Origin of the sequence: Isoalcanivorax indicus, from assembly GCF_003259185.1 — a bacterium.
Classification (GTDB): Bacteria; Pseudomonadota; Gammaproteobacteria; order Pseudomonadales; family Alcanivoracaceae; genus Isoalcanivorax; species Isoalcanivorax indicus.
This window is the reverse complement of sequence record NZ_QGMP01000001.1, coordinates 1,794,013-1,820,563: the sequence shown is the minus strand read 5'-3', so window position 1 is coordinate 1,820,563 and position 26,551 is coordinate 1,794,013. Positions and strand designations below refer to the sequence as shown.

Below are 26,551 nucleotides of genomic sequence, written 5' to 3'. Positions count from 1 at the left end.
CAAGCTGCGCTTGCATCCGGCCCGTTGGGGGCTATCCTGTGCAGCCCGTAACTGAACGCGCGCGTGCCCGAGCCCATGACCCGTATTGCCCTTGGTGTTGAATACGACGGTAGCCGCTACCACGGCTGGCAGACACAGCAGCCGGGTGTGGCGTCTGTGCAGTTGGCGGTGGAGCAAGCACTGGGCAAGGTGGCCAATCATCGTGTGGCGCTGAGCTGCGCCGGACGCACCGATGCCGGTGTGCACGCCACCGGGCAGGTGATCCATTTTGACACCGATGCCGAGCGTACCGAGCGGGGCTGGGTGTACGGCGCCAACACCAATCTGCCCCCGGACATTGCCATTCTCTGGGCGAAGCCGGTACCCGAGACGTTTCATGCTCGCTTCGGCGCCCAGGCGCGCCGTTATCGTTACGTGATCTATAACGACCCGATCCGTCCGGCGCTGTTCAACCGGCAGATCACCTGGAACTACCGGCCCCTGGACGTCGAGCGCATGCGTGCCGCGTTGCCCGCCTTGCGGGGCACCCACGATTTTACCTCTTATCGCGGTATCGCCTGCCAGGGCAAGTCGCCCATCAAGACATTGCATCGGCTGGAACTGTACCAGCGGGGGCCATTGATCGTGCTGGAGGCGGAGGCGAATGCCTTTCTGATGCATATGGTGCGCAACATTGCAGGTGTGCTCATGGCCATCGGCTGTGGCAAGAAGTCGCCGGAATGGGCCGGTGAAGTCCTGGCGGCCCGGGATCGTCGGCAGGGCGGCGTGACGGCGCCGCCGTTCGGGCTGTATCTGGTGGGGGTGACCTACGACAGTGACTTTGCCTTGCCGACGCGGCGCCTGGGGCCGCAGTGGCTGCCGGACGATCTGGATGGCGGGTAGCGCTGCTGCCGTTACGCTCTGCTCACCGAATTTTGTTATCATCGGGCAAGCCGCTGGCGCCACAGGTGCCGGGCGCCCACCGTCGGAGACGTCTTTTGTTTCGCACCCGCACCAAGATCTGTGGCATTACCCGGCCGGAAGACGCGCTCAGCGCAGCGCAGGCGGGGGCAGATGCTGTCGGGCTGGTGTTTCACCCGCCCAGCCCTCGCGCCGTCAGTGCCGAGACGGCGGCGGGGCTGTGTGCCGTGTTGCCGCCGTTTGTCACCAGTGTCGGGCTGTTTGTGGATTGGCCCGCAGCACAGGTGCAGGACCTGCTGGCGCGGGTGCCGCTGGACATGCTCCAGTTCCATGGTGAGGAAACGCCGGACTATTGCGCCAGCTTCGGGCGGCCCTGGTTCAAGGCGCTGGCCATGCGCGACGGGCTGGACCCGGCGCGCGAAGCGCAGCGTTACGCCGAGGCCGGCGCGCGCGGCATCCTGCTGGATGCCTGGGTGCCGGGCCTGCCGGGCGGCACGGGCGCGACCTTCGACTGGGGGCGGATTCCGGCGTCCATGCCATTGCCCCTGATTCTGGCGGGCGGCCTGACGCCTGCCAATGTGGCCGTGGCGGTGCAGCAGGTACAGCCCTGGGCCGTGGATGTCAGCGGCGGTGTCGAGGCGCATGATGCGACAGGCAGCGCGTGCAAGGGCATCAAGAGCGCCACGGCGATCAACGCCTTCATAGAGCAGGTTGCCACGGCAGCCAACGCGAGGAGTAGCAGGTGACAGAACGTCCCGATTATGCAGCCTTTCCCGACCCGCGTGGGCACTTCGGTGCTTACGGTGGCCGGTTCGTGTCCGAGACCCTCATGGCGGCACTGGCCGAGCTGGAAGACACCTATGTCCAGCTACGTGATGACCCCGTGTTCCGGGCTGATTTCGATCGTGATATGGCGCACTACGTGGGTCGTCCGTCGCCGCTGTATCTGGCAGAACGCTGGTCGAAGAAACTGGGTGGGGCGCAGATCTTTCTCAAGCGCGAAGATCTGAATCACACCGGCTCGCACAAGGTGAACAACACCATCGGTCAGGCGCTGCTGGCGAAGCACATGGGCAAGCCGCGGGTGATTGCCGAGACCGGGGCGGGCCAGCACGGTGTGGCCACCGCCACGGTGGCGGCGCGGCTCGGGCTCAAGTGCCAGATCTATATGGGCGCTGAGGACGTCGAGCGGCAGAAGCTGAATGTGTTTCGCATGAAGTTGCTGGGCGCAGAAGTGATTCCGGTCACTTCGGGTTCGGCCACGCTCAAGGACGCCATGAACGAGGCCATGCGTGACTGGGTGACCAACGTTGATGATACCTATTACATCATTGGCACCGTGGCCGGGCCGCATCCGTATCCGACGCTGGTGCGTGATTTCCATTGCATCATCGGTCGCGAAGCGCGCGCCCAGCATCTGGAGCAGACCGGGCGCCTGCCGGATGCGCTGGTGGCCTGTGTGGGCGGTGGCTCCAACGCCATCGGCCTGTTCCATCCGTTCCTGAATGACGACAGCGTTGCCATGTATGGCGTGGAAGCCGGTGGTGACGGTCTGGAGACGGGCCGTCATGCGGCGCCGTTGTCAGCGGGACGTCCCGGGGTGCTGCACGGCAACCGGACCTATCTGATGGAAGATGCTGACGGCCAGATCATCCATACGCATTCGGTGTCTGCCGGGCTGGATTATCCCGGTGTCGGCCCCGAGCATGCCTGGCTGAAGGACATCGGGCGGGTGCAGTATGTGGCGGCCACGGACAAGGAAGTGCTGGCGGCGTTCCACGAACTGACGCGGACCGAGGGCATCATGCCGGCCCTGGAAACGGCACATGCCGTGGCCTATGCCGCCAAGCTGGCGCCGACCATGTCGCCGCAGCAGAGCATCATCATCAACCTGTCCGGGCGGGGCGACAAGGACATCCATACTGTCGCCGCCATGGAAGGTCAGTAATTCATCCCGAGGAGTTTCAGGTGAGTCGTATTGCAGGTTGTTTTGCCGCACTCGCGGCGCAGGGGCGCAAGGCACTGATTCCCTATGTGACGGCGGGTGATCCGTCCGCATCGGTGACGGTGCCCCTGATGCACGCCATGGTGGAGGCGGGTTCCGACATCATCGAGCTGGGCATGCCGTTTTCCGATCCGATGGCCGATGGCCCGGTGATTCAGCTCGCCTGTGAGCGGTCGCTGGCCGCCGGGACGACCTTGCTGGGTGTCCTCGACATGGTGCGCCAGTTCCGTCAGGACAACGACACCACGCCGGTGGTCCTGATGGGCTACCTCAATCCGGTGGAAGCCATGGGTTACGAGGTGTTCGCGGAGCGGGCGGCGGCGGCGGGTGTCGACGGCGTTCTGCTGGTGGACTTGCCGCCAGAAGAGGCGGTCGAGATGGCACCGCTGTTTGATCAGCATGGTCTGGACCGGGTCTTTCTGCTGGCGCCGACCACCACCGAAGCGCGTATGCAGACCATCGCCGAGGCCGGTACGGGTTACCTGTACTACGTCTCTCTCAAGGGCGTGACCGGTTCCGCGTCGCTGAATGCCGAGGAAGTCGCGGCCAAGGTGGAAACAATTCGCAAACATGCGAAATTGCCCATCGGGGTCGGCTTTGGTATCAAGGACGCTGCATCGGCACAGGCGGTCTCGCGGGTTGCCGATGGGGTTGTGGTGGGCAGCGCGCTGGTTCAGCGTATCGCCGATCATGCACAGCAGCCGGAGGCGATTCCGGCGCAGGTAGCGGGTCTGCTGGCGGAAATGCGTGCCGCCATGGACCAGAGCGAATAAGGCGAAGCGAAGCATGAGCACAAATAACTGGCTGGAAAAGATTCTCCCCGCCATCCGCCGCACCGGCGAAGATCGCCGGGCCAGCGTACCGGAAGGCCTGTGGCGCAAGTGCCCGCGCTGCGACGGGGTCTTGTACCGGCCGGAGCTTGAGCGCAATCTGGATGTGTGTCCCAAATGCGACCATCACATGCGTATCGGTGCCCGCAAGCGCCTCAAGCTGTTCCTGGATGACAGCCCGCAGGCGGAAATCGGGGCAGAGCTGATACCGGTGGACCGGCTCAAGTTCAAGGATTCGAAGAAGTACAAGGATCGTCTGAACGCGGCACAGAAGGCGACCGGTGAAGGGGATGCCCTGATCGTGATGCGCGGCAAGCTCAAGACCTTGCCGCTGGTGGCGTGCGCCTTCGAGTTCAACTTCATGGGCGGTTCCATGGGGTCTGTGGTCGGGGCCCGGTTTGTCCGCGCCGTGGATGTCTGTCTGGAACGGCGTATTCCACTGGTCTGTTTCGCGGCCAGTGGCGGTGCGCGGATGCAGGAAGCGCTGTTCTCGCTGATGCAGATGGCCAAGACCAGCGCCGCGTTGCAACGCATGCGCGAAGCCGGTTTGCCGTTCATTTCGGTGATGACCGATCCGGTTTATGGCGGGGTATCGGCGTCGCTGGCAATGCTGGGCGACATCAACGTGGCCGAGCCCAACGCGCTGATCGGTTTTGCCGGCCCGCGGGTGATCGAGCAGACCGTGCGACAGAAGCTTCCCGAAGGTTTCCAGCGTAGTGAATTCCTGCTGGATCATGGCGCCATCGACATGATCGTTCACCGGCATGAGATGCGCGATACGCTACATCGTGTGCTGGCCAGCATGATGCATGCGCCGCCCGCCGAAGCGGAAAGCGCCTGACTTGACGCCCCTCCCATGAGCCGGTGCTTGCCATGAATCGCTCGCTGGCCGATTGGCAGGCCCATATCGAATCGCTGCACCATCGCGAGATCGAGATGGGCCTTGATCGTTTGACCATGGTGGCCGCGCGGCTGCAACTGCTGAAACCGGCCATGCCCGTGATCACTGTCGCCGGTACCAACGGCAAGGGGTCGACGGTGGCGTTGCTGGATGCGCTGGCGCGCGATCACGGCCTGCGCACCGGTGTCTATACTTCCCCGCATATCCTGCGTTTCAACGAGCGCGTCCGTGTCGACGGCCATGAGGCCGACGACGCGCTGCTGTGCCGCGCCTTCGAAGCGGTCGACGCCGCCCGGGGCGAGGTGCCGTTGACCTACTTCGAGTTCACCACCCTGGCGGCGTTCTGGGTATTCCGCTGCGAGGCACCGGATCTGCTGATTCTGGAAGTGGGCCTGGGTGGCCGCCTGGATGCGGTCAATCTGGTGGATGCGGATGTGGCCATCATTACCTCTGTGGGGCTGGATCACACTGACTGGCTGGGCGATACCCGGGAGCTGATTGCGGCGGAGAAAGCGGGCATCCGGCGCCGCGGGCGACCGCTGCTGTATGGCGAGCGAGACATGCCGGCGGTGATCGCCACGCTGGCCGACGCTGATCAGGTGCCGTTGTGGCGTGCGGGTGACGTGTTCGGTGGCGAGCCGGGGCAGATCTGGTGGCGCCAGGAAGAGGCCACCCTCAGATTGCCGCTGGCCCATGTCTGGCTGGGCGAGGATAATCTCGCCGCTGCCGTGCAGGCGCTGGTGCTGCTCGGGCATGCGCCCGTGCCCGAGCGGATTGCGGCCGTGGCGACGGAACTGCGTTTGCCGGGGCGCTGTCAGCATCTGCGGCGCGCGGGCGTCGACTGGTATCTGGATGTTGGCCACAATCGGGAGGCGCTGGCACGCTTTCTGGCTCGCGTTCCTGCGGCTGCCGGTGGTCGTACCCTGGCCGTATGTGCCATGCTCGCGGACAAGCCGGTGGCGGCGCTGACGCCGTTTCACGGGCAGGTGGATGAATGGTTTCTGGCCGATCTGGCCGGCCCCCGGGGTGGCTCGGCCGAGCGGTTGGCGGCGGCGGTGGCCCCCGCGCGCTGCCACGCCACGGTCGAGGCCGCCGTGGAGGCGGCGTTGCGGGCAGCGTCGCCCGGCGACCGTGTTCTGGTATTCGGATCTTTTTATACGGTGGCGGAGGCTACTCCGGTGCTTTCCCGGAATGCTCTCCCGGAATCCTGAGGCAGACTGATGGATAAACAGCTCAGGCAGCGTATTGTCGGTGCCATTCTGTTGCTGCTGCTGGCGGCAATCGTCACCCCGTTTCTGCTGCGCAGCCCCGAGCAGGTTCGTGTGGCCCTGGATATGGAACTGCCGACGCCGCCGGCCTCCCCGGCGATGCCGATTGTGCCGGCGGTCAGCGATGAGGAGGTGGCCGAGGCGGAGCTGCGCATCGATGAGGAGCGCGACCAGGTGCGGCGCGATGGTGAGCAGGCGCTGGCCGTGGTGCCGGACCCCGCTCATGAGGATGAGCACGAGGCCGGGGAGGGGGAGACGATCCGCGAGCCCGTGGCCGCTGAACCGGAAGACGATCCGCCCCTGAGTGGCTGGGCAGTGCAGGTGGGCAGTTTCAGTCGCGCCGAGGGCGCAGCGGAACTGGCCGCTGCGCTGCGTGATGCAGGCTATCGGGCGTTCACCCAACCGTTCGAACAGGGGGAACAGCGCCTGCACCGGGTCTATCTGGGGCCTGAACTGCAACGTGATCGGGCGGCGGCCCTGCGTGAGCGGATTGCCGCTGACGAGGCCTTCGCCCTGCAAGGCCTGGTGGTCTCCCTGGGGCCTTGAACCCGCCCGCCACAGGCCTGCCCGGATCACGCCGGAAACCGGTTTCCGGCGTGGGCAAGCCGCTTCGCCTCTGCTACCATTCGCGTCCTCATCAACGGGTAGGCCTATGAACCTGGCGGACGGGGTAATTCTCTTCATCATTGCCGTGTCGGCGCTGATCAGTGTGCGACGCGGGTTCATGCGCGAAGCCTTTTCCCTGGTCACCTGGGTGGCCGCGTTCATCATCGCCCGGTTGTTCGGGCCGGGCCTTGAGGTCATGCTGGAACCTTCTATCGAGACGCCGAGTATCCGTATGGCGGTGGCGTTCGGTTCCCTGTTTGCCGCGACGCTTGTTGTGGGCGCGCTGATCAATCATTTGCTGGGTGAACTGGTGCGTGTCACTGGCCTCAGCGGCACCGACCGCCTGTTTGGCATGGTCTTTGGTGCAGTACGTGGCATGGTCGTGGTGATCGTGCTGGTGGCCCTGGCAGGGCCGATGTTTGTGGACGATGTGTGGTGGCAGCAGTCGGTGCTGGTGCCACAGTTCGCCATGATGGAAGACTGGTCGCGACAGATGGCCTCCGCGTTCATCGAATTCGTGACCCGTTTCGGATAATGTTTTTCAGTCAATTGCAGAGGAACCGAGCATGTGCGGCATAGTGGGCATTGTCGGGCACTCGAACGTGAATCAGAGCATCTATGATGCCCTGACCGTTCTCCAGCATCGTGGCCAGGATGCCGCGGGGATCGTCACCTGCGACGGCGACCGTCTGTTCCTGCGCAAGGACAATGGCATGGTGCGGGACGTGTTCCGCAACCGGCACATGCGCCGTCTGGTGGGCAACATGGGGATCGGTCACGTGCGTTACCCCACGGCGGGCACCTCGAGCTCGGCCGAAGCGCAGCCGTTCTACGTCAATTCCCCTTACGGGATCACGCTGGCGCATAACGGGAACCTGACCAATTCCAATGCCCTGGCGGAAGACATCTTTCGCGCCGACCTGCGTCATATCAACACGACGTCCGATTCGGAGGTGCTGCTCAACGTGTTCGCCCATGAGTTGCAGTCGCTGGGCAAGCTGGTGCCGGGGCCGGAGGATATCTTTGCCGCCGTGCGGCGCGTGCATGAGCGCGTCGAGGGCGCCTACGCCGTGGTGGCCATGATTACCGGCTACGGCATCCTGGCGTTCCGTGATCCCTACGGTGTGCGGCCGGTCTGTTATGGCAAGCGCGAAACAGCGCAGGGCACGGAGTACATGGTGGCCTCGGAGAGTGTGGCGCTGTCGGCCCTGGGCTTTCACCTGGAGCGCGATCTGGCGCCGGGTGAGGCCATCTACATCACTGATGAGGGTGTTCTGCATACCCAGCAATGTGCTGCGCACACGCAGCTGTCGCCGTGTATCTTCGAGCAGGTCTATCTGGCCCGTCCGGATTCCATCATTGATGATATCTCGGTCTACAAGGCGCGCCTGCGTATGGGCGAGAAGCTGGCCGAGAAGATCCGCCGCGAATGGCCGAACCACGATATCGATGTGGTGATCCCGATTCCCGACACCAGCCGCACATCGGCCCTGCAACTGGCCAATACGCTGGATGTGAAGTACCGCGAAGGCTTCATCAAGAACCGTTATATCGGCCGTACGTTCATCATGCCGGGTCAGCAGCAGCGCAAGAAGTCGGTGCGCCAGAAGCTCAATGCGATCGAGCTGGAATTCAGCGGCAAGAATGTGCTGCTGGTGGATGATTCGATTGTGCGGGGCACCACCTGCAACGAGATCATCCAGATGGCCCGCGAGGCGGGCGCGCGCAAGGTGTACTTTGCCTCGGCGGCCCCGCCGGTGCAGTATCCGAATGTGTATGGCATCGACATGCCGGCGGCAAAGGAACTGATTGCCCATGGCCGCACGGTGGAAGAGGTCTGCGAACTGATCGGGGCTGACCGCCTGATCTATCAGGACCTTGACGATCTGATCGAAGCCTGCCGCGAGGGCAATCCCGCCGTGGAGCAGTTCGAGTGCTCGGTGTTTGACGGCAATTATCTGGCGGGCAACATCAATCGCGACTACCTCGACTATCTCGAGCAACTGCGCAATGATGCCGCCAAGCGTGACAGCAATCGTCAGCGCAACGCTGCCCTGGCTGAAAACGGGGTAATCGACCTGCACAATGCTGAATAAGTGCAGCTGAACAAGTGCAGCAACATCAAGCAGAGGAGTGGGTGATGTCGGACAGGCCGTTACCGGATGATCTTGGTATTGATACCCTGGCGATCCGGGCGGCGCAGTTGCGCACGGATGAAATGGCGCACTCTGATCCGGTCTTCCTGACCTCCAGCTTTGTCTACGAAACGGCGGCCCAGGCCGCTGCGCGCTTCTCCGGTGAGGAGCCGGGGAACGTCTATTCCCGCTTTACCAATCCGACGGTGCGTGCCTTCGAGCAACGCCTGGCGGCGCTGGAGGGTGGCGAACAATGTGTGGCGTTTGCCTCGGGTATGGCGGCCATCACGGCCACCTTCATGGCGCTGCTGTCGCCGGGCGATCATATCGTCAGTTCCCGTGGCGTGTTCGGCACCACCCACGTGGTGTACGACAAGTATCTGCGCAAGTTCGGCATCGACACCACGCTGGTGGACCTGGCCGATCTGGAGGCCTGGCGTGCGGCGATCCGCCCGCAAACCCGATTCCTCTATCTGGAAACGCCATCGAATCCGCTGGCGGAAGTGGGCGATATCGCCGCGCTGGCCGAACTGGCCCACGCGCATGGTGCCGAGTTGATCGTGGACAACTGCTTCTGCACCCCGGCACTGCAACGGCCGCTGGACCTGGGCGCCGACTTCATCATTCACAGTGCCACCAAATATCTGGACGGGCAGGGCCGTTGCCTCGGCGGCGCCGTGATCGGCCCGGCAGCGCGCATGACCGAGGTCTACAGTTTCCTGCGCAGCACCGGTGCCAGCATGAGCCCGTTCAATGCCTGGGTGTTCCAGTCCGGACTGGAAACCCTGTCGCTGCGCATGCAGGCCCATTCCCGCAATGCGCTGGGCATGGCGGAGTGGCTCGCGCAGCAGCCGGGCATCGCTCGCGTTCATTACGCGGGCCTCACGTCGCATCCGCATCATGAACTGGCGGCGCGCCAGCAAAGCGGCTTTGGCGGTGTCCTGTCCTTCGAGGTGGAAGACAGCGATGGGCAGCGCGACCGGCAGGCGGCATGGCGGTTTATCGATGCGACACGACTGGTCTCCATCACGGCCAATCTGGGCGATGTAAAGACCACCATCACGCACCCGGGTTCGACCACCCATGCCCGGGTCAGCGACGACGAAAAACGCCGCAGCGGCATCAGCGAAAACCTGATCCGTCTTGCCGTGGGCCTGGAGGCGCTCGATGACCTCAAGGCCGACATGGTGCGCGGCCTTCAGGCCCTGGGACATACCTCGAGGGTCTGAGCGCTACCATTCATTTCCGGGGGATCCCGATGCAGAAACTGACGGACGCACTGACCCGTGTCGGCAACATCGTGCTGGGAAAGGAAGAACAGGTGCGCCTCGCCGTGGCCTGTATGTTGTCACGCGGCCACTTGCTGATCGAAGACCTGCCCGGTATGGGCAAGACCACGCTGGCGCATGCGCTGGCACGTATATTTTCTCTCGATTATCAACGGGTGCAGTTCACCAGCGACATGTTGCCCGCCGACATTCTCGGCGTGTCGGTTTTCAACGCCGATACGCGTGAATTCGTGCTGCGCCAGGGCCCCGTGTTTACCCAGCTGCTGCTGGCCGACGAGATCAACCGGGCTACGCCGAAAACCCAGAGCGCGTTGCTGGAAGCCATGGAAGAGCGCCAGGTCACTCTGGATGGCAGCACACGTCCCTTGCCGCAACCCTTCTTCGTCATCGCCACCCAGAATCCGGTGGACCAGGGCGGCACCTTCCCGCTGCCTGAATCGCAACTTGACCGTTTTCTCATGCGCATCAGTCTGGGCTATCCGGCGCCGGATGCCGAGCGTGCCCTGCTGCGTGCCGGTGACCTGCGCGAGCGCGCGCTGGATCTGGCGCCCGCGTTGAGTGTTGAGGACCTGCAGGCGCTGATGGCCGAGGTGGGCGAGGTGCACGCGTCCGACGATCTGCTGGATTACGTGCAGCGCTTGCTGGAGCACAGCCGCAGTTGTGGCCTGTTCGTGGCCGGTTTGTCACCGCGTGCCGGGCTGGGCATGCTCCGCGCCGCGCGTGCCTGGGCGTTGCTCGACGGGCGGCGTTATGTGATTCCCGAAGACGTGCAGGCCGTATTCAGGCCGGTGTGCGAGCATCGGCTGCAGTCTGTCTCGGGCGCTTCCGCAGGCAGTGCCAGCCGCCTGCTGGAGGCCGTGCCGGTGGTGCGCTGATGGCTGGCGCGCTGCGCAGGGCCTACCGCCGCTGGCTCGACCGGCGCATGCCGGGGGCGCGGCAGCAGCGGCTGAACCAGCGCCGTATCTTCATCCTGCCGACGGGCTATGGCCTGCTCTTTCTGGTGATTGCCGCCGCGCTGTTTGTGGGGGGCATCAACTACGAAAACAATCTGATCATGGCACTGGCCTTTCTCATGGCCAGCCTGTTCATGATCGCCATCCTGCACACCTTTCGTAATCTCTCCGGGCTGGTGCTGCGGGCGGGCCAGCAGGCGCCGGGTTTTGCTGGTGGGGAAGGGGCGCTCGAGATCGTGCTGCACGCTGGCGACCGCCATGCCCACACCGGTTTGTGGCTGCATTACCCCGGCGTGCCCGCCGAGGAAGTATCGGTCGCGCCCGGCGAGGAAAAATCCCTGTGGCTGACGGTGCGGCTGCGCCGACGTGGCTATAACGCACCGGGCCGCCTGCGGGTCGAGAGCCGCTACCCGCTCGGGTTGTTGCGCGCCTGGAGCGTGCTGGATATGGCGCACACCTGCCTGGGCTGGCCGCGCCCCATGCCCAGCGACCTGTGCCCTGCGGGTGGCGGCGAGGAGCGCAGCGGCGCGCACCGGGCACGCCAGCGTGGCAGTGAGGATTTTCAGGGCCTGCGAAGTTACCAGCTCGGTGACTCGCCGCGCCAGGTGGACTGGAAAGCCTATGCCGGCGGGCGCGGCCTGTTCAGCAAGGATTTTTCTGATCCCCAGGAAGGCTGGTTGTGGCTGGAGTGGGAGCGCTTGCCCGGCCTGGATATCGAGACCCGGTTGTCGCGACTGGCCTGGTGGGTGCTGGCCCTGGAGCAACGCCAGCAGCGCTATGGGCTGCGCTTGCCCGAAGGCGAACTGGCGCCCGGCAGCGGGGCCGACCAGCAACGCCAGGCGCTGGACCGCCTGGGCCGCCATGGTGAGCCGGAGCAGGGGGGCTGATGCGCGTCTATCAGGTGCCACACCATACCTTCTGGCTGCTGACCCTGGGTACCTTCCTGGCGGCGCTGCCGCATCTGTGGATGGGGCCGCTCTGGTTGCAGCTGCTCATTCCCGCGCTGCTGGTGGCGCGTGTGCTGGTGCAGCGTGGTCGCCTGCGCATGCCCGGGCGCAGCATCCGCGTATTGCTGCTGGGCGGCATTGTTGCCGGTACGGTGTACAGCCATGGCACCATCGCCGGTCCCGAGGCCGGGGCCTGCCTGCTGGTGGCGGCGTTCGGCCTCAAGCTGCTGGAGATGTTCCGGCTGCGCGACGCCTATGTGCTGCTGGTGCTGGGCTATTTCGTGCTGGCCACCACCTTCCTGTTCTATCAGGGGCCGCTGGCGGCGTTCTATGTGCTGCTGGCGATGCTGTTGCTGACAGCGGCGCTGGTGGGCATCAACAAGCCGGAAACGCGGGCCCGGGCCAGTGCCCATGTCCGCCTGGCCAGCGTGATGTTGCTGCAGGCCTTGCCGCTGATGCTGCTGCTGTTCGTGCTGGTGCCCCGTGTCGGGCCCCTGTGGGCGCTGGAGATACGCCAGGAGCAGGCGCGTACCGGCATGTCCGATTCCATGGCACCGGGGGAGGTGAGCCACCTGACCCAGTCTGCCGAACTCGCCTTCCGGGTCGAGTTCGACGGCGAGGTGCCGCCGCCAGCGGCGCGCTACTGGCGCGGGCTCACGTACTCCTGGTTCGATGGCCGCCGCTGGAGCCAGGCCTCGCCCCGGGAGATACCCCGTGACGAACTGGTGCAGTTTGCCCAGGGGCCGGGCAACCGGGGGCCAGCGAATACCTGGTACCCGGGGCTCAGCGTGGCGCGCGAACAGGTGCCCGGCCCGGTATACCGCTATCGCGTGGTGCAGGAACCGAGCCGACGTCCGTGGCTGTATGCGCTGGCGGTGCCCTTTGCCGAGCAGCGCGATATCGGCCTGGTGCGGGATTTTCGTCTGGTGCGCGATGCGGACCTGGAGCAGCGCTACGCGTACACCGTTACCAGCTACCCCTTGCTTAAGGCCGCCATGCCGTTGCCGGACTGGGAGCGTGATTTCAATCTCTCGCTGCCGGAGTCCGGTAATGGCCGCAGCCGCCTGCTGGCGGAAGACTGGTTCCGGCGGGCCGAGGGAGACCCGCGCCGGTATGCCGAGCGTATCCTGCGCTGGTTCCGTGAAGAGGCATTCTTCTACACCCTCGAACCGCCCTTGCTGCGCGGCGACACGGTGGACGCTTTCCTGTTTGATTCCCGGCGCGGCTTCTGCGAGCACTATGCGTCGGCGTTCGCCTACCTGATGCGGGCCGCCGGTGTGCCCGCGCGCATCGTGGCGGGCTACCAGGGCGGCGAACTGAATCCGATGGGCAATCATTTGCGTGTGCACCAGTACCACGCCCATGCCTGGGTCGAGATATGGATCGAGGGTGAGGGCTGGGTGGAGTACGACCCCACTGGCGCGGTGGCGCCGGAGCGCATCGAACAGGGGATGGAACCCTTCCGCGACGGGGGCGGGGGCGGTTTGCAGAACCTGTTTGGCGGCCGTGGTGGCAGCCACCCGATGCTGGCGCGGCTGCGTAACAGCCTGGATTACATTCAGTTCAGCTGGCAGAAATGGGTGCTCGGTTACGATGAAACGGCCCAGTTGGCGTTTCTGGAACGCTGGCTGGGGGAAATATCGCCCTGGCGCCTGGCCCAGGCGTTGCTGATCGGCATGCTGATCCTGCTGCTGCCGGTGGCGTTGTGGGTCCTGTTGCGCCAGCGTGGCCCGGCCCGGTCACCCCTGCAGCGGGAATACCACGCCATGGGACGCCAGTTGCGGCGTGCCGGTTTGCCTCAGCCGGAGCATTTGCCGCCGCGTGAACTGGCGCAGCGGGCCGGGCAATTATGGCCTGCGGTGGCTGATGACATGCGCCGCTGGGCAGGGCTCTATGAACAGGCGGCCTATGCTGGCGACGAGGCCACAGACTGCCGCCGTCAATTGCGCCGCTTGCGTCGTCAGTTGCGCTGGCGTCTGCGCCGCGCCGGCACACCGGCGGGGTAGTCATTTATCGCGATAATGTTCCCTTCTGCCTGGCCGACGAGGCTGGCATGCTGTGGCGCGTTTCTGCGCCACCGTGAATCATAACAAGGAGATACCATCATGCCGGGGAGACCGCTGCTGCTGGCTGCCATGCTGTCCTTTACTGTTTCTGCCCAGGGCATGGGCCTGTCCGAGGCGTTCGATCTGGCCACGGAATTCGATCCCGCCATTCCCCAGTCGCTGGCCATTTACGAAGCCGACCGGCTGCGCGGTCGCCAGGTCAGTGGCAGCCTGCGTCCGTCGCTGAATGCGTTTGGCAGTGCTGCCGTGGGTCGGGCACGGGTCGAGAGTAATGTGTTCCCCGGTGGTGAGGACGAGGGCAACGTGTACAACGCGGGGGTCGAGCTACGGCAACCGCTCTATCGGCGTGACTGGTCGGCCCGCGGCCGCCAGGCCGAGGCGCTCGACCGTCTGGCGGACATCGGTCGCGAGGACCGTATCCAGTTGTTGATCCTGCGCGTGGCCGAGCGCTATTTCGGCGTTCTGGAAGCGCGTGATGGCCGCGCTCTGGCGCTGCTGGAGCAGGATGCGCTGGACAAGGCGCTGGACGATACCCGTAATCGCGCTGAAGCCGGGGTGGTGGCGCGCACCGAACTGACCGAGGCCCGTGCCCGCGCTGACCTGGCCCGGGCCCGGACGATCCGTGCGGAAGCGGCACTGGACGCCGCCCAGGATGCCCTCAATGAAATTACCAATAACGGCTACGCCGAGCTGCCGTCCCTGGGGCGTGATACCGCATTGCCACCTCTGATGCCGGCGACGGCGCAGGACTGGCTGGACACCTCGCGCCGTCACAGCCTGGTGCTGCTGCAGGCGCAACAGAATCTGGTCAATGCCGAGTCCGAGCTGGCGGCGCGGCGCTCCGATTACACGCCAACGCTGGATGCCGTGGCGGGGTACAACTATGCCGACACCCGGGACTTTGCCGATGGTCTGGAGCGGCGTGAGGCCAGTGTCGGGATCGAATTGCAGGTGCCGCTGTATCAGGGCGGCGTCAGCCGGGCGCGCGGGCGGGAAGCCAGTTTCCGTGCCGAGGCGGCCCGTGCCGAGCTGGCCAGACTGACGCTGGAAACAGATCGTCGTATTCGCCAGCTGTTCCGCGGCGTGCAGGCCGACCTGCTGGAAGTGGATGCCCTGCGGCGTGGTGAAGAGTCCGCCGCCGAGGCGCTGGAGGCGACCCGCCACGGTTACGAGGCGGGCACCCGTACCATTCTTGATCTGCTGGATGCCGAAGCACGTCTGGCGGAAGCGCGGCGAGGTTTTTCCGCTGCCCGCTATCAGTACCTGGTCAACCTGCTGAACCTGCGTTACGAGGCGGGGGTGCTGGCTGCCGACGACCTGCGCAATCTCGACAGCCTGCTGGACCCGGCCTGAATGGCCTGATCGGGGGTAATCAGCGATACAGGCACAGGTAGGCGGTATCCACGGCCACCTTGAGCTGGAAGCGGCTGTTGGCGGGCACCTCGAACGTCTCGCCGGCAGCGAAGGTCTGCCAGTCGTCGGCGCCGGGCAAGTGCACCGTCAGTGCACCACTGACGACCTGCATGATTTCGTGCTGGCTGGTGCCGAACTCGTACTCGCCGGGGGCCATGACACCGACCGTGGCGGGCAGGGTCTCGGTCTGGAAGGCAATGGAGGCCACCTGGCCGTCAAAATACTGGTTTACCTTGAACATGGTTGCTCCGCATCAAAAAAGACGCGCGAGTATCGCATGCCCCCGGGCGCCCTCGCCAGCGGCGCGCAAGCGGTGAAATCCGCTACACTCTGCCGCGTTGCAGCCAGCGGAGACCAGGGTGTCCCTCCCTATAGATGACGTGTTGCCGGCATTGGCAGAAGCCTTGCAGACGCATGATGCCGTGGTGTTGCAGGCGCCGCCGGGCGCGGGCAAGACCACGCGGGTGCCGCTGGCGCTGCTCGACGCACCCTGGCTGGCCGGGCAACGCATCCTGATGCTTGAACCTCGCCGTCTGGCGGCCCGTGCGGCGGCCACCTTCATGGCCCGGCAATGTGGCGAAACCGCCGGGCACACCGTTGGCTACCGGACCCGGCTGGACACCCGCATCGGACCCTCGACCCGGATCGAGGTGGTGACCGAGGGGGTGCTGACCCGCATGCTGCAGCAGGACCCGATGCTGGACGGCTACGGCGTGCTGATCTTTGATGAATTCCACGAGCGTTCCTTGCAGGCGGATCTGGGGCTGGCGCTGGCGCGGGAGGCGCAACAGGCCTTGCGGCCGACGCTGCGCCTGCTGGTGATGTCAGCGACGCTGGACGGCGAGCGCATTGCCGCGTTGCTGGATCAGGCGCCGATCATCATCAGCGCCGGACGTCAGTACCCGGTGACGCTGCGCTACAGCGCGCCGGGGCGCACGCCCTGGCTGGATCATGCGGCCCGGGAAATCCGCCAGTTACTGGGTACCGACTCCGGCAGCGTCCTGGTGTTTCTGCCTGGAGCAGGGGAAATTCGCGCCTTGCAGGCTCGCCTTGAGGAGGGGCTGCCCGAGGATGTGCAGCTGCGACCGTTGGCGGGCACGCTGAGCCAGGCCGACCAGGACGCGGCCATAGCGCCACCGCCGCCGGGCCAGCGCAAGCTGGTATTGACCACCGCCATTGCCGAGACCTCCCTGACCATCGAGGGGGTGCGCACCGTGGTGGACTGCGGTTGGTCACGACGCCCGCATTATGATCCCGGTTCCGGGCTGACGCGGCTGCTGACCGAACGCGTGTCTGCAGCGGCGGCGACCCAGCGGGCGGGGCGCGCGGGCCGCCTGAGTGCCGGGCAGTGCCTGCGCCTGTGGCCCGAGTCGGAGCGCCTGGCGGCCTTTGCGCCCGCTGAAATCAATCATGCTGATCTGACGGATCTGGCCCTGGAGCTGGCCGCCTGGGGAGCCACCGATCCGGCCACGCTGATCTGGCTGGACCCGCCGCCACAGGCCGCGCTGGCCCGCGCGGTCGCTCTGCTGCGAGCCTTGGGCGCCCTCGATGCACAGGGCCGCATGACCCGCCATGGGCAGGCCCTGCAGGGGGTGCCCTTGCCCGCGCGGCTGGGGCACCTGCTGTTGACCGGGCAAGCGCAAGGCCATGGGCGTCAGGCGGCGGAGCTGGCGGCGCTGCTCAGTGAGCGGGACCTGTTCAGCGGTGCGCTCGCGCGCCAGCAGGGCGCTGACCTGCTCCGGCGCTGGCAGGCACTGCACGGTGCGGCCCCGGCCGGGGTATCTCGCGCGGCGCTGGATCGGGTGCGCGCCCTGGCACGTCGCCTGGCGAAGGGGCAGACGGAGACGGCCCCGCCGACCGAGGCGCTTGTCGGGGAATGGCTCGCCCGGGCCTGGCCTGATCGCGTTGCCCAGCGGCGCGGGCAGGGCGGTCGCTTTCTGCTGAGTAACGGCCGGGGTGCCTGGTTGCCCGAGGAGGATCCGCTGGCGGCGGCAGACTATCTGGTGGCGGTGGAACTGGATGGTGAGGCGCGGGAAGCGCGTATCTTCCTGGCGGTGGCCGTGTCCGAGGCGGCGCTACGGGAGGCCTGTGCTGACGCGCTGGTGCGCCGTGCGCAGGTGGCGTGGGATGCGCGGCAGGGACTGGTGCGTGCAGAGACGGTCGAGCAGTTGGGCGCGCTGGTGCTGCGCAGGATGCCGCTGCCGCAGCCGGAGCCTGCGGCTGTGGCGGAGGCGCTGCTGACCGGCATCCGCGAGGCAGGACTGGCGGTGCTGCCATGGACGCCGGATTTACGCCAGTGGCAGGCGCGGGTGCTGTTGCTGCGTCGCGAGTTGGGTGATGCCTGGCCGGATGTCAGTGATGCGGCGTTGGCGGCCGCGCTGGAAGGGTGGTGCGGGCCGTTTCTGCCTGGTATCACCCGGTTGAAACAGCTGGCAGACCTGCCGCTGGCGCAGGCCTTGATGGCGTTGCTGGATCACAAGGCGCGTCAGCAACTGGAGGCGCTGGCGCCGACCCACCTCAGTGTGCCCAGCGGAAGCCGCATCGCGCTGGATTACCTGCCGACGCTGCAGGCGGATGGCGTGCCGGTGCTGGCGGTCAAGCTGCAGGAAATGTTCGGTCAGCAGCAGACGCCCACGGTCGCGAGCGGGCGAGTGCCGGTGACCTTGCATCTGCTGTCGCCAGCGCGACGGCCGGTGGCGGTGACGGCCGATCTGGTGAGTTTCTGGCAGCAGGGCTATCCGCAGGTACGCCGTGATCTGCGTGGCCGTTATCCGAAACATCCCTGGCCGGAGGATCCGCTCAGCGCCGCACCGCAGCGCGGCGTCCGGGGCAAGGCCTAAGCGGGCCGCACCCCTGAAGGGCCTGCCCCCGGCGCGGATAGCCCCTGGCGGGCCCGATACTGCCCGGGTGTCATGCCCGTCCAGCGGCGAAATGCGCGGAACAGGGTGCCGGTTTCGGTGTATCCCAGCTGCTGGGCGATGTCGGCGAAGCCCAGGGCGGTGCCGGCCACCAGCGCCCGGGCCTGATGGCAGCGGACCTGGTCCACCAGACTGCGGAAGCGTGTCTGTTGTTGCTGCAGGCGGCGTTGCAGACAGCGCACGCTGACATGCAGACCCGCCGCCACATCAGCAATCTCAGGTACCCCCTCGGGAAGCCGGTCGCGGATCAGCGCCGCAATATCGTCACTGAAGAACTGCTGCCGCAGCAGGGTCAACTCGCGCTGGGCCACCTGCTGCGCCTGGCGAAACGCGGCGGCGTCGGCAGACGGGTTGGGGGTGTCAAGCAGGTCCGGGCCAAAACACACTTCGTCCATGGCGCTGCCGAAGTGGACCGGCACGCCACTGAGGGCGCGCCACAGGGCGGGTTGTGCCGGGCAGTCCCGGCGCAGACGGACGCAGACCTCCGGCGTCTGGTCGATCCCCAGCACCACGCCTGCCAGGCGCAGGAAGCCGCTGATCATGGCTTCGCTCTGCTGGGGATGCATCAACGCATCGGCCAGCGGCCGCAACCGCGCATGGCACAGACCCCCTTCAACGTGGATCTCCAACTGATCAACTTCACTGAGCAGGGGCCAGAAGTGTTGCACCGCCCGCAGCATGTGCCAGCCATCCGGCGCGTAATGGACCAGCGACACCAGTGGCGCGATATCGCTGATCAGCGTCTGGTGGCCGATGCGCAGGCCCATCAGCGGGTCGTTCAGACGACGGCTGGCATAGCAGTACAGGCGATAGATCGTTGTCGCGTCAGAGCGTTCGCCGGACAACACATGGGGTGAGACCGGCACGCCGGCAGCGCGGGTCAGTTCTTCCAGTGACAGGCCGTGGCTCATCCAGTAGCGCACATCGCTGGCCAGCAGAGCAGGGTGCTTGGTCAGGTGCATGGCGGTATCCCGTTGTTCTTCTTTTACTGCATGCCTTAACCCTACTCTCGTTGGCACGGTGGTGCCACACGACATGCATGAAACAGTGAGGCGCTTCGCACCATTGTGGGCCGTCACCCCGCCCGTGAGTATCGATAGGGTTCCGCCCGACCGGGCATAAGAAGAGCAAACGGGAGAGCATCATGATCGTGGACCATTACAGCAAGCCACTGACCGGCCTTGTGCTGGCACTGGCGGCCAGTTTGCTGCTGGCCTGTGGCGGCAGCAGTTCCAGCAATCGCCCTGGTGAGGGGCGTACCATCCTGCTGGACCCTGACGACCTGACCGAGAGCGCCAAGGCGGCGTTCATCAATGCATCACCGGGTGACGTGATCGTCTTCCCCGAAGGGGAATTCGAGATCGAGGACACCCTGACGCTCGATGGCCTGACCAACGGCCTGCACAACGTGACCCTGCGCGGCCAGGGTCGTGAGGAAACGGTGCTGGATTTCTCCAGCTCGGCGGGCGGCGACGGCATCTATGTGCAGAACGCCAACAACATCACCATTCGTGATCTGACGGTGATCGAGGCCAACAACAATGGTATCAAGCTGCTCAATGTAGATGGCGTGCACATGCTGCGCGTGGGTGCCGAGTGGCGTGGCGAACTGACCTCGGACAATGGTGCCTATGGCCTGTATCCGGTGGAGTCTTCCAATATCGTCATCGAGCATTCCTACGTGCGTGGTTCGGCGGACGCCGGCATCTATGTGGGCCAGTCGCAGAATATCGTGGTGCGACACAATATTGCCGAGGAGAACGTTGCCGGTATCGAAATCGAGAACTCCAGTAATGCCGATGTCTACAGCAATATCGCGCGCCTGAATACCGGGGGTGTGCTGGTGTTCGATCTGCCTATTGGCAATGCCATCTACGGGTCCACCGTGCGGGTGTTCGATAACGATATCGAAGAAAACAATACCGACAACTTTGCCAACCAGAGCAGTAACCCCGCCGGTGTGCATATCGTACCGCCGGGCACGGGTGTGATCGTGCTCGCCACCCGCGATGTGGAGATCTACAACAACCGGATCAGCGACCATGACACCACGGCGATTGCCATTACCGATTACCAGATTGCCGGCACGCCAGCGATGTCGATTATCGAGGATGGGTTCCGGGTCACACCACGCAACATCCATATTCACGACAACACCATCGGGGCCAGCGGCAGCGATCCACGCGGCCAACTGATCGAAGAAATCGTGCTGCCGGTGTTCACCCTGATCGGTGAAGGTATCCCGGCGATTCTGTATGACGGTCTTGGCGAGGTGCTGGCCAATCAGGGGTTCAGTGCACCACTGATGGAAGAGCCCTTTGCCGCAGATGGTTCGGATAACGTCTGTGCCCGCGACAATGGCGAAGTGAGCGTCGGCTATCTGTTTGATCCGGCGGATGACAGCACGCTTGAATTCGATGGCGACTTCAACCCCATTCCGCGTCCGGCTGTGCACACGGGTAACAGCAGTTCGATCCACTGTGCGCAACCACGCCTGCCCGCTGCCACGGCGACCATTAACGGTGTCGTCTTCGGTTGTGGTGCTGACGATGATGGCGATGCCTGCCAGCTCTGATACCTGCATGGGTCTGCCCGCTGCGCCTGAGCGCAGCGGGCAGTGTGCTGTCCTGTATGAGGAACCGGATCATGTCTGCAGTACGTCATGTACCGCTTTGTCTTGGCCTCGCTGCGCTGTTGCTGAGCGCCTGCGGTGGCAGTGGTGGCAGTGGTGGGGGGAGCAACTGCGAATTTGCTAACGGCTGCATCAATCGTGATGCGTTGATGCGCACCAATGCCCCGACGTTGTCCACCTATAATCTGTTTGTCGATCCCGCCGATCCCACGGCGAACCCACGTGAGAACGGTTTGCGCTATGAGCTGACGACCAGCCTGTTTTCCGACTACACCAGCAAGTACCGTTTTATCTTTGTGCCCCCGGGCCAGCACGTGGCCTGGCATGATCAGGAAGCGTTCGATTTTCCAGTCGGCACCGTTATCACAAAAACCTTTTCCATGCCTGAGGATACGGCTTTTACCGGGCCTGAACATGAAACCGTACTGGAGACGCGACTGCTGATTCGGCGCAGTGGTGGCTGGGTGGCACTGCCCTATGTCTGGAATGCGGAGCGCACCGAGGCTGTCTTGCGAGTGACAGGCGCCAGCATCCCGGTGTCGCTGATACATAACGGCGCGCAGCGGGCATTTACCTATCGAGTGCCCGACAGTAACCAGTGTGCGGCGTGCCACCAGAAGCGGACCGATGGCGTGCCAGCCATGAGTCTGATTGGCCCCAAGGCACGTTTCCTGAACCGGGAGATCACGCTCGGTGACCAGACGGTGAGCCAGTTGCAGCACTGGATTGATGCCGGCGTGCTGACGGGTGCGCCGCCGGTGCTGGCGGAGGTGGATACCGTGCCCGCCTACGAAAACGAGGATGCTTCACTGATTGATGGCATGACCGATGCGGCACTGCTGCGGCATGCGAAAGGTTATCTGGACATCAATTGCGCCCATTGTCATCGTCAGGAAGGCAGTGCCAGCACCTCAGGGCTGTTTCTGGAGTTCTGGCGTGATTTTGCCGAAGACCCGGAACGTCACGGTGTCTGCAAGCGCCCCATTGCTTATGGCGGAGGGCACCTCAGTTACGACATTGTGCCCGGGGACGCCGAGGCGTCGATTCTGTTTTACCGCATGAACACTGTTGCGCCCGGGCATAGCATGCCGACTCTGGGCAAGGCGACCTTGCATGACGAGGGACTGGCGCTGGTGCGCGCCTGGATTGATCGCATGCCTGAAGACGATTGCAACGGTTCCTGATGAGCAGAATGGTCGCGGCAGGGTTGCTGTTCGCGCTGCTGGGCGGATGTGGTGGCGGTTCGGGCACGGCCACCGGCGACCCGTGCACCGCCGCCGGCGAGGGCGTCAACTGGGCGGCGCTGGCGCAGCGCAATTGCCCGCAGCTGAGTGACTACCGTCTGCTGGAGGCGGACGGTGCACCCCGCGAACCGGGTGTGGCATTCGTGCCGCCCGTGGCCCTGTTTACTGATTATGCTATCAAGCAACGTGCCGTCTTCGTGCCACCGGGCACGCGAATGACCTTTGATGCCGAGGCCCCCTTTGCCTTTCCCGAAGGCAGCGTGCTGGTGAAAACCTTTCTGTTGCCTGCCAGCACCACAGGCGACTTGCCGCATACCGCCGAAGAAACCCGTCTGCTGATCTATCGTCAGGGGCGCTGGCTGGGGTTGCCCTATCGCTGGCGTGATGATGGCAGTGATGCGGACCTGCGCCTCGGCGGTGCCTTGTTGCCGCGCGAGATTCTGCGTGATGGCGAGACGCTGGCCTTTACCTATCGTGTTCCGGACGCCAACCAGTGCGGGGTATGTCATCAGCGTCAGCTGGACAGCGGGGTACGGGCGATGCAGCCGATCGGGGTACGTGCCCGGTATCTGCACGAGCCACGTCACCCGGGCGGCGTGGCGCAACTGCATGACTGGGCGCAGCGCGGACTGATCGAGGGTGTGCCGGCGGATCTGGACGGACTGTTGCGAGTCCCTGCAGCGGACGCTGCGGATACCGGTCTGGGGGAGCGGGCGCGTGGCTACCTGGATATCAATTGCCGTCACTGCCACAGTGATGGCGGAGGCGGTGGATTGTCCGGTCTGCGACTCGGCTATGAAGAGGACCCCGGCAGCTTGCGCTATGGCGTCTGCAAGCAACCACCGGGCTATGACGGCGGTGCGGCCGGGCTGGATTACGACATCGTGCCCGGCAATGCGGCGGCGTCAGTGCTACCGTATCGTATGGGGCACAATGGTGCCCGCGATCGCATGCCGCCACTGGGTCGATCTCTGGTGCACGACGAAGGGGTGGCACTGATCAGCGACTGGATCGACAGTTTGCCGGCGCAGGATTGTGACCAGGCAGGGGAATAGCCAGGCAGGGAAATAGCCAGACAGGAGAGCCGCATGTTCAGAAAACCCGTGCAACGTCGAATGATCGTGGTGCTGCTGGTGGTGGCGGTCGGGGTGTTCATGGCGGCCCGGCTGTTGCCGCGAGCGGTACCCCCACCGGTTAATCCGAACGCAGAAGCCGCGCAATTGAGCGGCCAGCTGGCCGCCCGGACCGACCCGGCGATGAGCGGGGAGAGCGTGCCCCTCGAGGTCGTGGCGCGCTACGAGGCGCGGCAGGCGTTCTTTACCTCATTGCAGGCTTTTCTGGATGACCCTTCTCTTGTGCCGCCTGAGCAACGGGCGGCGTATGCGGCAACGCGCATGAACGCATTGCGCGATTATGCCGAGCGTGGTGAGTTGTCAGCGGCCGAGGTGATGTTGTTGCAGCTGGCCCTGTTGCGACATCAGGTGGAGGACGCTGAGTATGACGCGGCGGCGACGGCCCTGATAGAGGACACCGCGCAGGTCAGCGCCGAGCGTGAGCGCGTCTGGCGCGAGGAGCAGGCAGTACAGATGGCGGCCTATCGTGAGCGCGAACGGGCAGTGATTGAGGAAGTGGAGGGGATGACCAGCTTTCCGGGCGGTATGACCCGGGGGCAATATTTGCGCGAACGTTTACAGGCCGAGCGAGAGCAGCTCGCCGCAGAGGAAGCGCCAGCCCCCCGGTGAATGACCAGGGGGCCAGCGACAGACTTACAGCAGCTGATCCAGCAGCCAGTAGAGCAGGTTGAAGGGTTTCTGGTAGTCCGCGACCTGATCGGTTTCGGACGCTTGCATGACAGAGCCGCTGCCTTCCATCACGTTAGTGACAAAATGATCCAGCTCAAGCCCCAGTTCCTGAATGTCTGAATTGGCGAACTCGATAATGCTGGTGCAGTGGCTTTCGTTGACGGCCCGGTAACGCGGCAGGTAATAACCCACGTTATCCAGATTGGCCAGCTCATTCTTGAGTCGTTCGGTGTCGGTATACCAGCGTTCGTGAATCAGCTGTTCGCGCACGGCCTGATCCGGCTCGTTCTCGATCTCCTCATAGAAACGCTCATAGGAATAGGACGAATAGTTCAGGTCGTCCCAGAAATGGGTGTGTCCCATGCGGTCACCGGGCAGGGCGGCAGACAGCGCCGGATACAGGGTGCCCAGATCTGTCAGGTCCAGTAGCGGCAGTTCTTCGGCGATGTACTCCAGCGGGCCGTTCGGGGCGTCCAGTCCCCAGGCCTGACGGATATGATTCTGCAACGGGATCGAGGGATAGACCTCCGGGTCGCCATTGACCGGTGCGGTGAACACCGGGCCGGAATCATTGATCAGATAGCTGCGGGTGGGCGCCAGATCGCGACGGTTGGTGTAGTAATTGGTAAAGCTGCCGACACCCCCGGCACTGCACCCGGTGGCCAGCATTTGCCCGGAGCGCTGCAGGTTTTCCTTCATCCAGGCCACCACCGCGCGGGTGTTGCGAATACCGTTGTGATGCCAGACCAGCGGATCGTTCTGACCCGTCGGGTCCTCGTATACCGCCACGGTGTCACCGGAATAGATGTCGCCGGTGCAGTAGGGCACATAAACGATATTCCAGTTCTGCGTCTTGACCCGTGTCCACGGATGGGCGCGGACCACGAACGGGCTGACCAGGCTGGCGCCCGGATTGAGCAGGCTCATGTAATCGTCGGGAATGCCATCGGGGTTGCGTGCACCGCGAATACCGAAATCGCCGCTGCAGCTTTCGTAATCCCAGCAGGCGCCGCCGCCTTCGAAATAGACGATGGTGTTGCTGGTGTTGGGGACGCGATTGACGAAAAACTTGAACGGTGAACCATTGCCACACACCGCGCCGGTTTCCGGTGCCATCTGGATGGTTTGCCAGGCGTAGTAATTGCCTGGACTGAAGCCATCGTTGAAGCCTGAGGGGTTCGCCAGCAGCGGGTAGGGGCCGTCGAGATCGCCCGGAGTGATGCGGTTGTCCGGCGCCGGGGGACTCACCAGATTGAGCATTGTCCTCCAGGCGCTATAGTCGCCAAGCTCCGCATGCGCGGGCAGGGCGAAAAGGGATGTTGCCAGGGCAATGGCAAGCAGTTTCAGTCGTAATATCATGGTTATTGCTCTCCTCGTCCTTGTTATACGCCATACCCACCGCGGGCATGGCGGTGTCCTCTGAGTACGGCCGGGAAACAGAGGGAGTCGGTGGTCTTTGAAGGGTTGTTGTACTTGCGTGCCACCTGCTGTCAGCCTAGGCAGAGAAGGGGTATACAAGCAATTGGTACGGTAGAACCAATTATTATAAGGCCCTGCACAGGCTGCTGGTTGAGGTCACGAAAAAGTGTTGGATAATGATGGCAATGTGCCATACAGATGAAGAATGAAAATGAAAAATAAAGAGCGCGTGCTGGTTACATTGGGTCCCTGCGTACCGCGTCGCGGAAATGCCTTCAGTGAAGGGCTCGGACGGTTGCTGTTGCGCTGTATCGGCTGGCGTATTACCGGCACCTTTCCCGATGTGCCCAAGGCGGTGGTGATCGGTGCCCCGCACAGTTCCAACTGGGATGCGCTGGTGACGGCTGCGGTGGTGTTGAGTCTGCGCGTACGCATCGGCCTGATGGCCAAGGACAATCTGTTTCGCTGGCCTCTGGGTGGGCTGTTTCGCTGGCTCGGTGGCATTCCGATCGACCGGCGCAGCAAGCGCGGGGTGGTGGATCAGTCGGTCGACAAGTTCAACGAACGCGAGAAGCTGTTTCTGGGTATTGCACCGGAGGGCACGCGCACAGCCGCCCTGGCCTGGAAAACAGGGTTTCACCAGATCGCGCGGCGAGCGGGTGTGCCGATCATTGTTGCGGTGCTGGACTATGGCCGGCGCGAGCTGCGCTTTGCCGATGTGGTTTACCCGGGCGACGACAGTGCGGCAGATCTGGAACGCATCCTGGTCCATTATCGCGGCGCCGTCGCTCGCCGCCCTGAGCGCCTCTCGGCGCCATTGAAAGCCCTGGGTGACGAAAGCGACGAGAAAGGTGAACAGCAAAGGTGATCAGACGGATACATCGGCGCTGGCGCGCCCGGGGCATTGCTGATGTATCCTGTTGCGGACAGCCATTCAAAGACAGGAGCACACCATGACCGACAAGCAGGCATTTGACCAAGCCCAGAAAGATGTGAAGACCCTGACCAAGCGGCCGGGCAATGATGATCTGCTTTTCCTGTATGCGCACTACAAGCAGGGCGCAGAGGGTGATGTCAGCGGCAAACGCCCGGGCATGCTCGACATGGTCGGCCGTGCCAAGTACGACGCCTGGGCCAAGATCAAGGGTATGCCGCGTGAGCAGGCGATGCAGAAGTATATCGACAAGGTGGAGGGCTTGCTCAAGAGCCATCGCTGAAGCGCC

Annotated in this window: 24 protein-coding genes; 21 read left to right on the top strand and 3 right to left on the bottom strand. The window is 64.3% G+C overall.

The window, feature by feature from the left end; translation table 11 throughout:
• The first annotated feature begins 75 nt into the window (after positions 1-75).
• The 14 genes from truA (at position 76) to DKW65_RS08195 (ending at position 15,253) form a co-directional block, all read left to right on the top strand.
• Positions 76-882 (top strand): tRNA pseudouridine(38-40) synthase TruA, encoded by an 807-nt coding sequence (truA, locus tag DKW65_RS08260; RefSeq protein WP_111656799.1) that lies wholly within the window; start codon positions 76-78, stop codon positions 880-882.
• Between the two features lie 95 nt (positions 883-977).
• A complete protein-coding gene (locus DKW65_RS08255) occupies positions 978-1,646 on the top strand; it encodes a phosphoribosylanthranilate isomerase (protein ID WP_111656798.1) in 669 nt (222 codons plus the stop codon).
• Complete coding sequence (gene trpB / locus DKW65_RS08250; RefSeq protein ID WP_111656797.1) at positions 1,643-2,848, top strand: tryptophan synthase subunit beta; 1,206 nt, start codon at positions 1,643-1,645, stop codon at positions 2,846-2,848. The genes DKW65_RS08255 and trpB overlap by 4 nt, the downstream gene beginning before the upstream one ends.
• Positions 2,849-2,868: 20 nt before the next feature.
• Entirely contained in the window at positions 2,869-3,678 is an 810-nt protein-coding gene (gene trpA / locus DKW65_RS08245) for a tryptophan synthase subunit alpha (protein WP_111656796.1), read from the top strand.
• A 13-nt stretch (positions 3,679-3,691) separates the two neighbouring features.
• Positions 3,692-4,576 (top strand): acetyl-CoA carboxylase, carboxyltransferase subunit beta, encoded by an 885-nt coding sequence (gene accD / locus DKW65_RS08240; RefSeq protein ID WP_111656795.1) that lies wholly within the window; start codon positions 3,692-3,694, stop codon positions 4,574-4,576.
• Positions 4,577-4,608: 32 nt separating this feature from the next.
• Positions 4,609-5,847, top strand: a complete 1,239-nt coding sequence (gene folC / locus DKW65_RS08235; RefSeq protein WP_111656794.1) for a bifunctional tetrahydrofolate synthase/dihydrofolate synthase — start codon at positions 4,609-4,611, stop codon at positions 5,845-5,847.
• A 9-nt stretch (positions 5,848-5,856) separates the two neighbouring features.
• Positions 5,857-6,450, top strand: a complete 594-nt coding sequence (locus DKW65_RS08230) for an SPOR domain-containing protein (RefSeq protein WP_111656793.1) — start codon at positions 5,857-5,859, stop codon at positions 6,448-6,450.
• Between the two features lie 106 nt (positions 6,451-6,556).
• A complete protein-coding gene (locus DKW65_RS08225) occupies positions 6,557-7,045 on the top strand; it encodes a CvpA family protein (protein WP_111656792.1) in 489 nt (162 codons plus the stop codon).
• A gap of 31 nt (positions 7,046-7,076) precedes the next feature.
• Positions 7,077-8,606, top strand: coding sequence for an amidophosphoribosyltransferase (gene purF / locus DKW65_RS08220; protein WP_111656791.1), 1,530 nt, complete (start codon positions 7,077-7,079; stop codon positions 8,604-8,606).
• 44 nt (positions 8,607-8,650) lie between these two features.
• The gene (locus DKW65_RS08215) at positions 8,651-9,874 is read left to right on the top strand and encodes an O-succinylhomoserine sulfhydrylase (RefSeq protein WP_111656790.1); all 1,224 of its coding nucleotides are present in this window, start codon (positions 8,651-8,653) and stop codon (positions 9,872-9,874) included.
• Positions 9,875-9,903: 29 nt separating this feature from the next.
• On the top strand, positions 9,904-10,809 hold the full coding sequence (locus DKW65_RS08210; protein ID WP_111656789.1) for an AAA family ATPase: 906 nt from the start codon (positions 9,904-9,906) through the stop codon (positions 10,807-10,809).
• Entirely contained in the window at positions 10,809-11,774 is a 966-nt protein-coding gene (locus tag DKW65_RS08205; protein WP_111656788.1) for a DUF58 domain-containing protein, read from the top strand. Before DKW65_RS08210 ends, DKW65_RS08205 begins: the two co-directional genes overlap by 1 nt.
• Entirely contained in the window at positions 11,774-13,840 is a 2,067-nt protein-coding gene (locus DKW65_RS08200; protein ID WP_111656787.1) for a transglutaminase TgpA family protein, read from the top strand. Before DKW65_RS08205 ends, DKW65_RS08200 begins: the two co-directional genes overlap by 1 nt.
• Before the next feature lie 99 nt (positions 13,841-13,939).
• Positions 13,940-15,253, top strand: a complete 1,314-nt coding sequence (locus DKW65_RS08195; RefSeq protein WP_111656786.1) for a TolC family outer membrane protein — start codon at positions 13,940-13,942, stop codon at positions 15,251-15,253.
• A 19-nt stretch (positions 15,254-15,272) separates the two neighbouring features.
• On the opposite strand, the gene ppnP is transcribed toward DKW65_RS08195, so the two are convergent.
• Positions 15,273-15,554 (bottom strand): pyrimidine/purine nucleoside phosphorylase, encoded by a 282-nt coding sequence (gene ppnP, locus DKW65_RS08190; RefSeq protein ID WP_111656785.1) that lies wholly within the window; start codon positions 15,552-15,554, stop codon positions 15,273-15,275.
• Between the two features lie 118 nt (positions 15,555-15,672).
• Here ppnP and hrpB point away from each other — a divergent pair, with 118 nt between their 5' ends.
• Positions 15,673-18,153: an ATP-dependent helicase HrpB gene (gene hrpB / locus DKW65_RS08185; RefSeq protein WP_111656784.1), complete on the top strand. Its 2,481-nt coding sequence runs from the start codon at positions 15,673-15,675 to the stop codon at positions 18,151-18,153.
• Here hrpB and DKW65_RS08180 read toward each other — a convergent pair.
• The gene (locus DKW65_RS08180; RefSeq protein ID WP_162925773.1) at positions 18,150-19,193 is read right to left on the bottom strand and encodes an AraC family transcriptional regulator; all 1,044 of its coding nucleotides are present in this window, start codon (positions 19,191-19,193) and stop codon (positions 18,150-18,152) included. The genes hrpB and DKW65_RS08180 overlap by 4 nt on opposite strands.
• 182 nt (positions 19,194-19,375) lie before the next feature.
• Between DKW65_RS08180 and DKW65_RS08175 the strand changes: the two genes are divergently transcribed.
• The 4 genes from DKW65_RS08175 to DKW65_RS08160 all read left to right on the top strand — a co-directional run bounded on the left by DKW65_RS08175 (position 19,376) and on the right by DKW65_RS08160 (position 23,849).
• On the top strand, positions 19,376-20,806 hold the full coding sequence (locus tag DKW65_RS08175) for a parallel beta-helix domain-containing protein (RefSeq protein ID WP_111656782.1): 1,431 nt from the start codon (positions 19,376-19,378) through the stop codon (positions 20,804-20,806).
• Positions 20,807-20,877: 71 nt separating this feature from the next.
• Entirely contained in the window at positions 20,878-22,047 is a 1,170-nt protein-coding gene (locus tag DKW65_RS08170; RefSeq protein WP_111656781.1) for an SO2930 family diheme c-type cytochrome, read from the top strand.
• Positions 22,047-23,162 (top strand): hypothetical protein, encoded by a 1,116-nt coding sequence (locus tag DKW65_RS08165; RefSeq protein WP_211315758.1) that lies wholly within the window; start codon positions 22,047-22,049, stop codon positions 23,160-23,162. Before DKW65_RS08170 ends, DKW65_RS08165 begins: the two co-directional genes overlap by 1 nt.
• Before the next feature lie 33 nt (positions 23,163-23,195).
• Positions 23,196-23,849, top strand: coding sequence for a hypothetical protein (locus DKW65_RS08160; RefSeq protein WP_162925772.1), 654 nt, complete (start codon positions 23,196-23,198; stop codon positions 23,847-23,849).
• Between the two features lie 24 nt (positions 23,850-23,873).
• Here the strand turns inward: DKW65_RS08160 and DKW65_RS08155 are convergent, their stop codons facing one another.
• Positions 23,874-25,268, bottom strand: a complete 1,395-nt coding sequence (locus tag DKW65_RS08155) for a pectin acetylesterase-family hydrolase (protein ID WP_111656778.1) — start codon at positions 25,266-25,268, stop codon at positions 23,874-23,876.
• 271 nt (positions 25,269-25,539) lie between these two features.
• Here DKW65_RS08155 and DKW65_RS08150 point away from each other — a divergent pair, with 271 nt between their 5' ends.
• Both DKW65_RS08150 and DKW65_RS08145 read left to right on the top strand, forming a co-directional pair.
• Complete coding sequence (locus DKW65_RS08150; protein WP_245932437.1) at positions 25,540-26,196, top strand: lysophospholipid acyltransferase family protein; 657 nt, start codon at positions 25,540-25,542, stop codon at positions 26,194-26,196.
• Between the two features lie 85 nt (positions 26,197-26,281).
• A complete protein-coding gene (locus DKW65_RS08145) occupies positions 26,282-26,545 on the top strand; it encodes an acyl-CoA-binding protein (RefSeq protein ID WP_111656777.1) in 264 nt (87 codons plus the stop codon).
• Positions 26,546-26,551 lie beyond the last annotated feature (6 nt).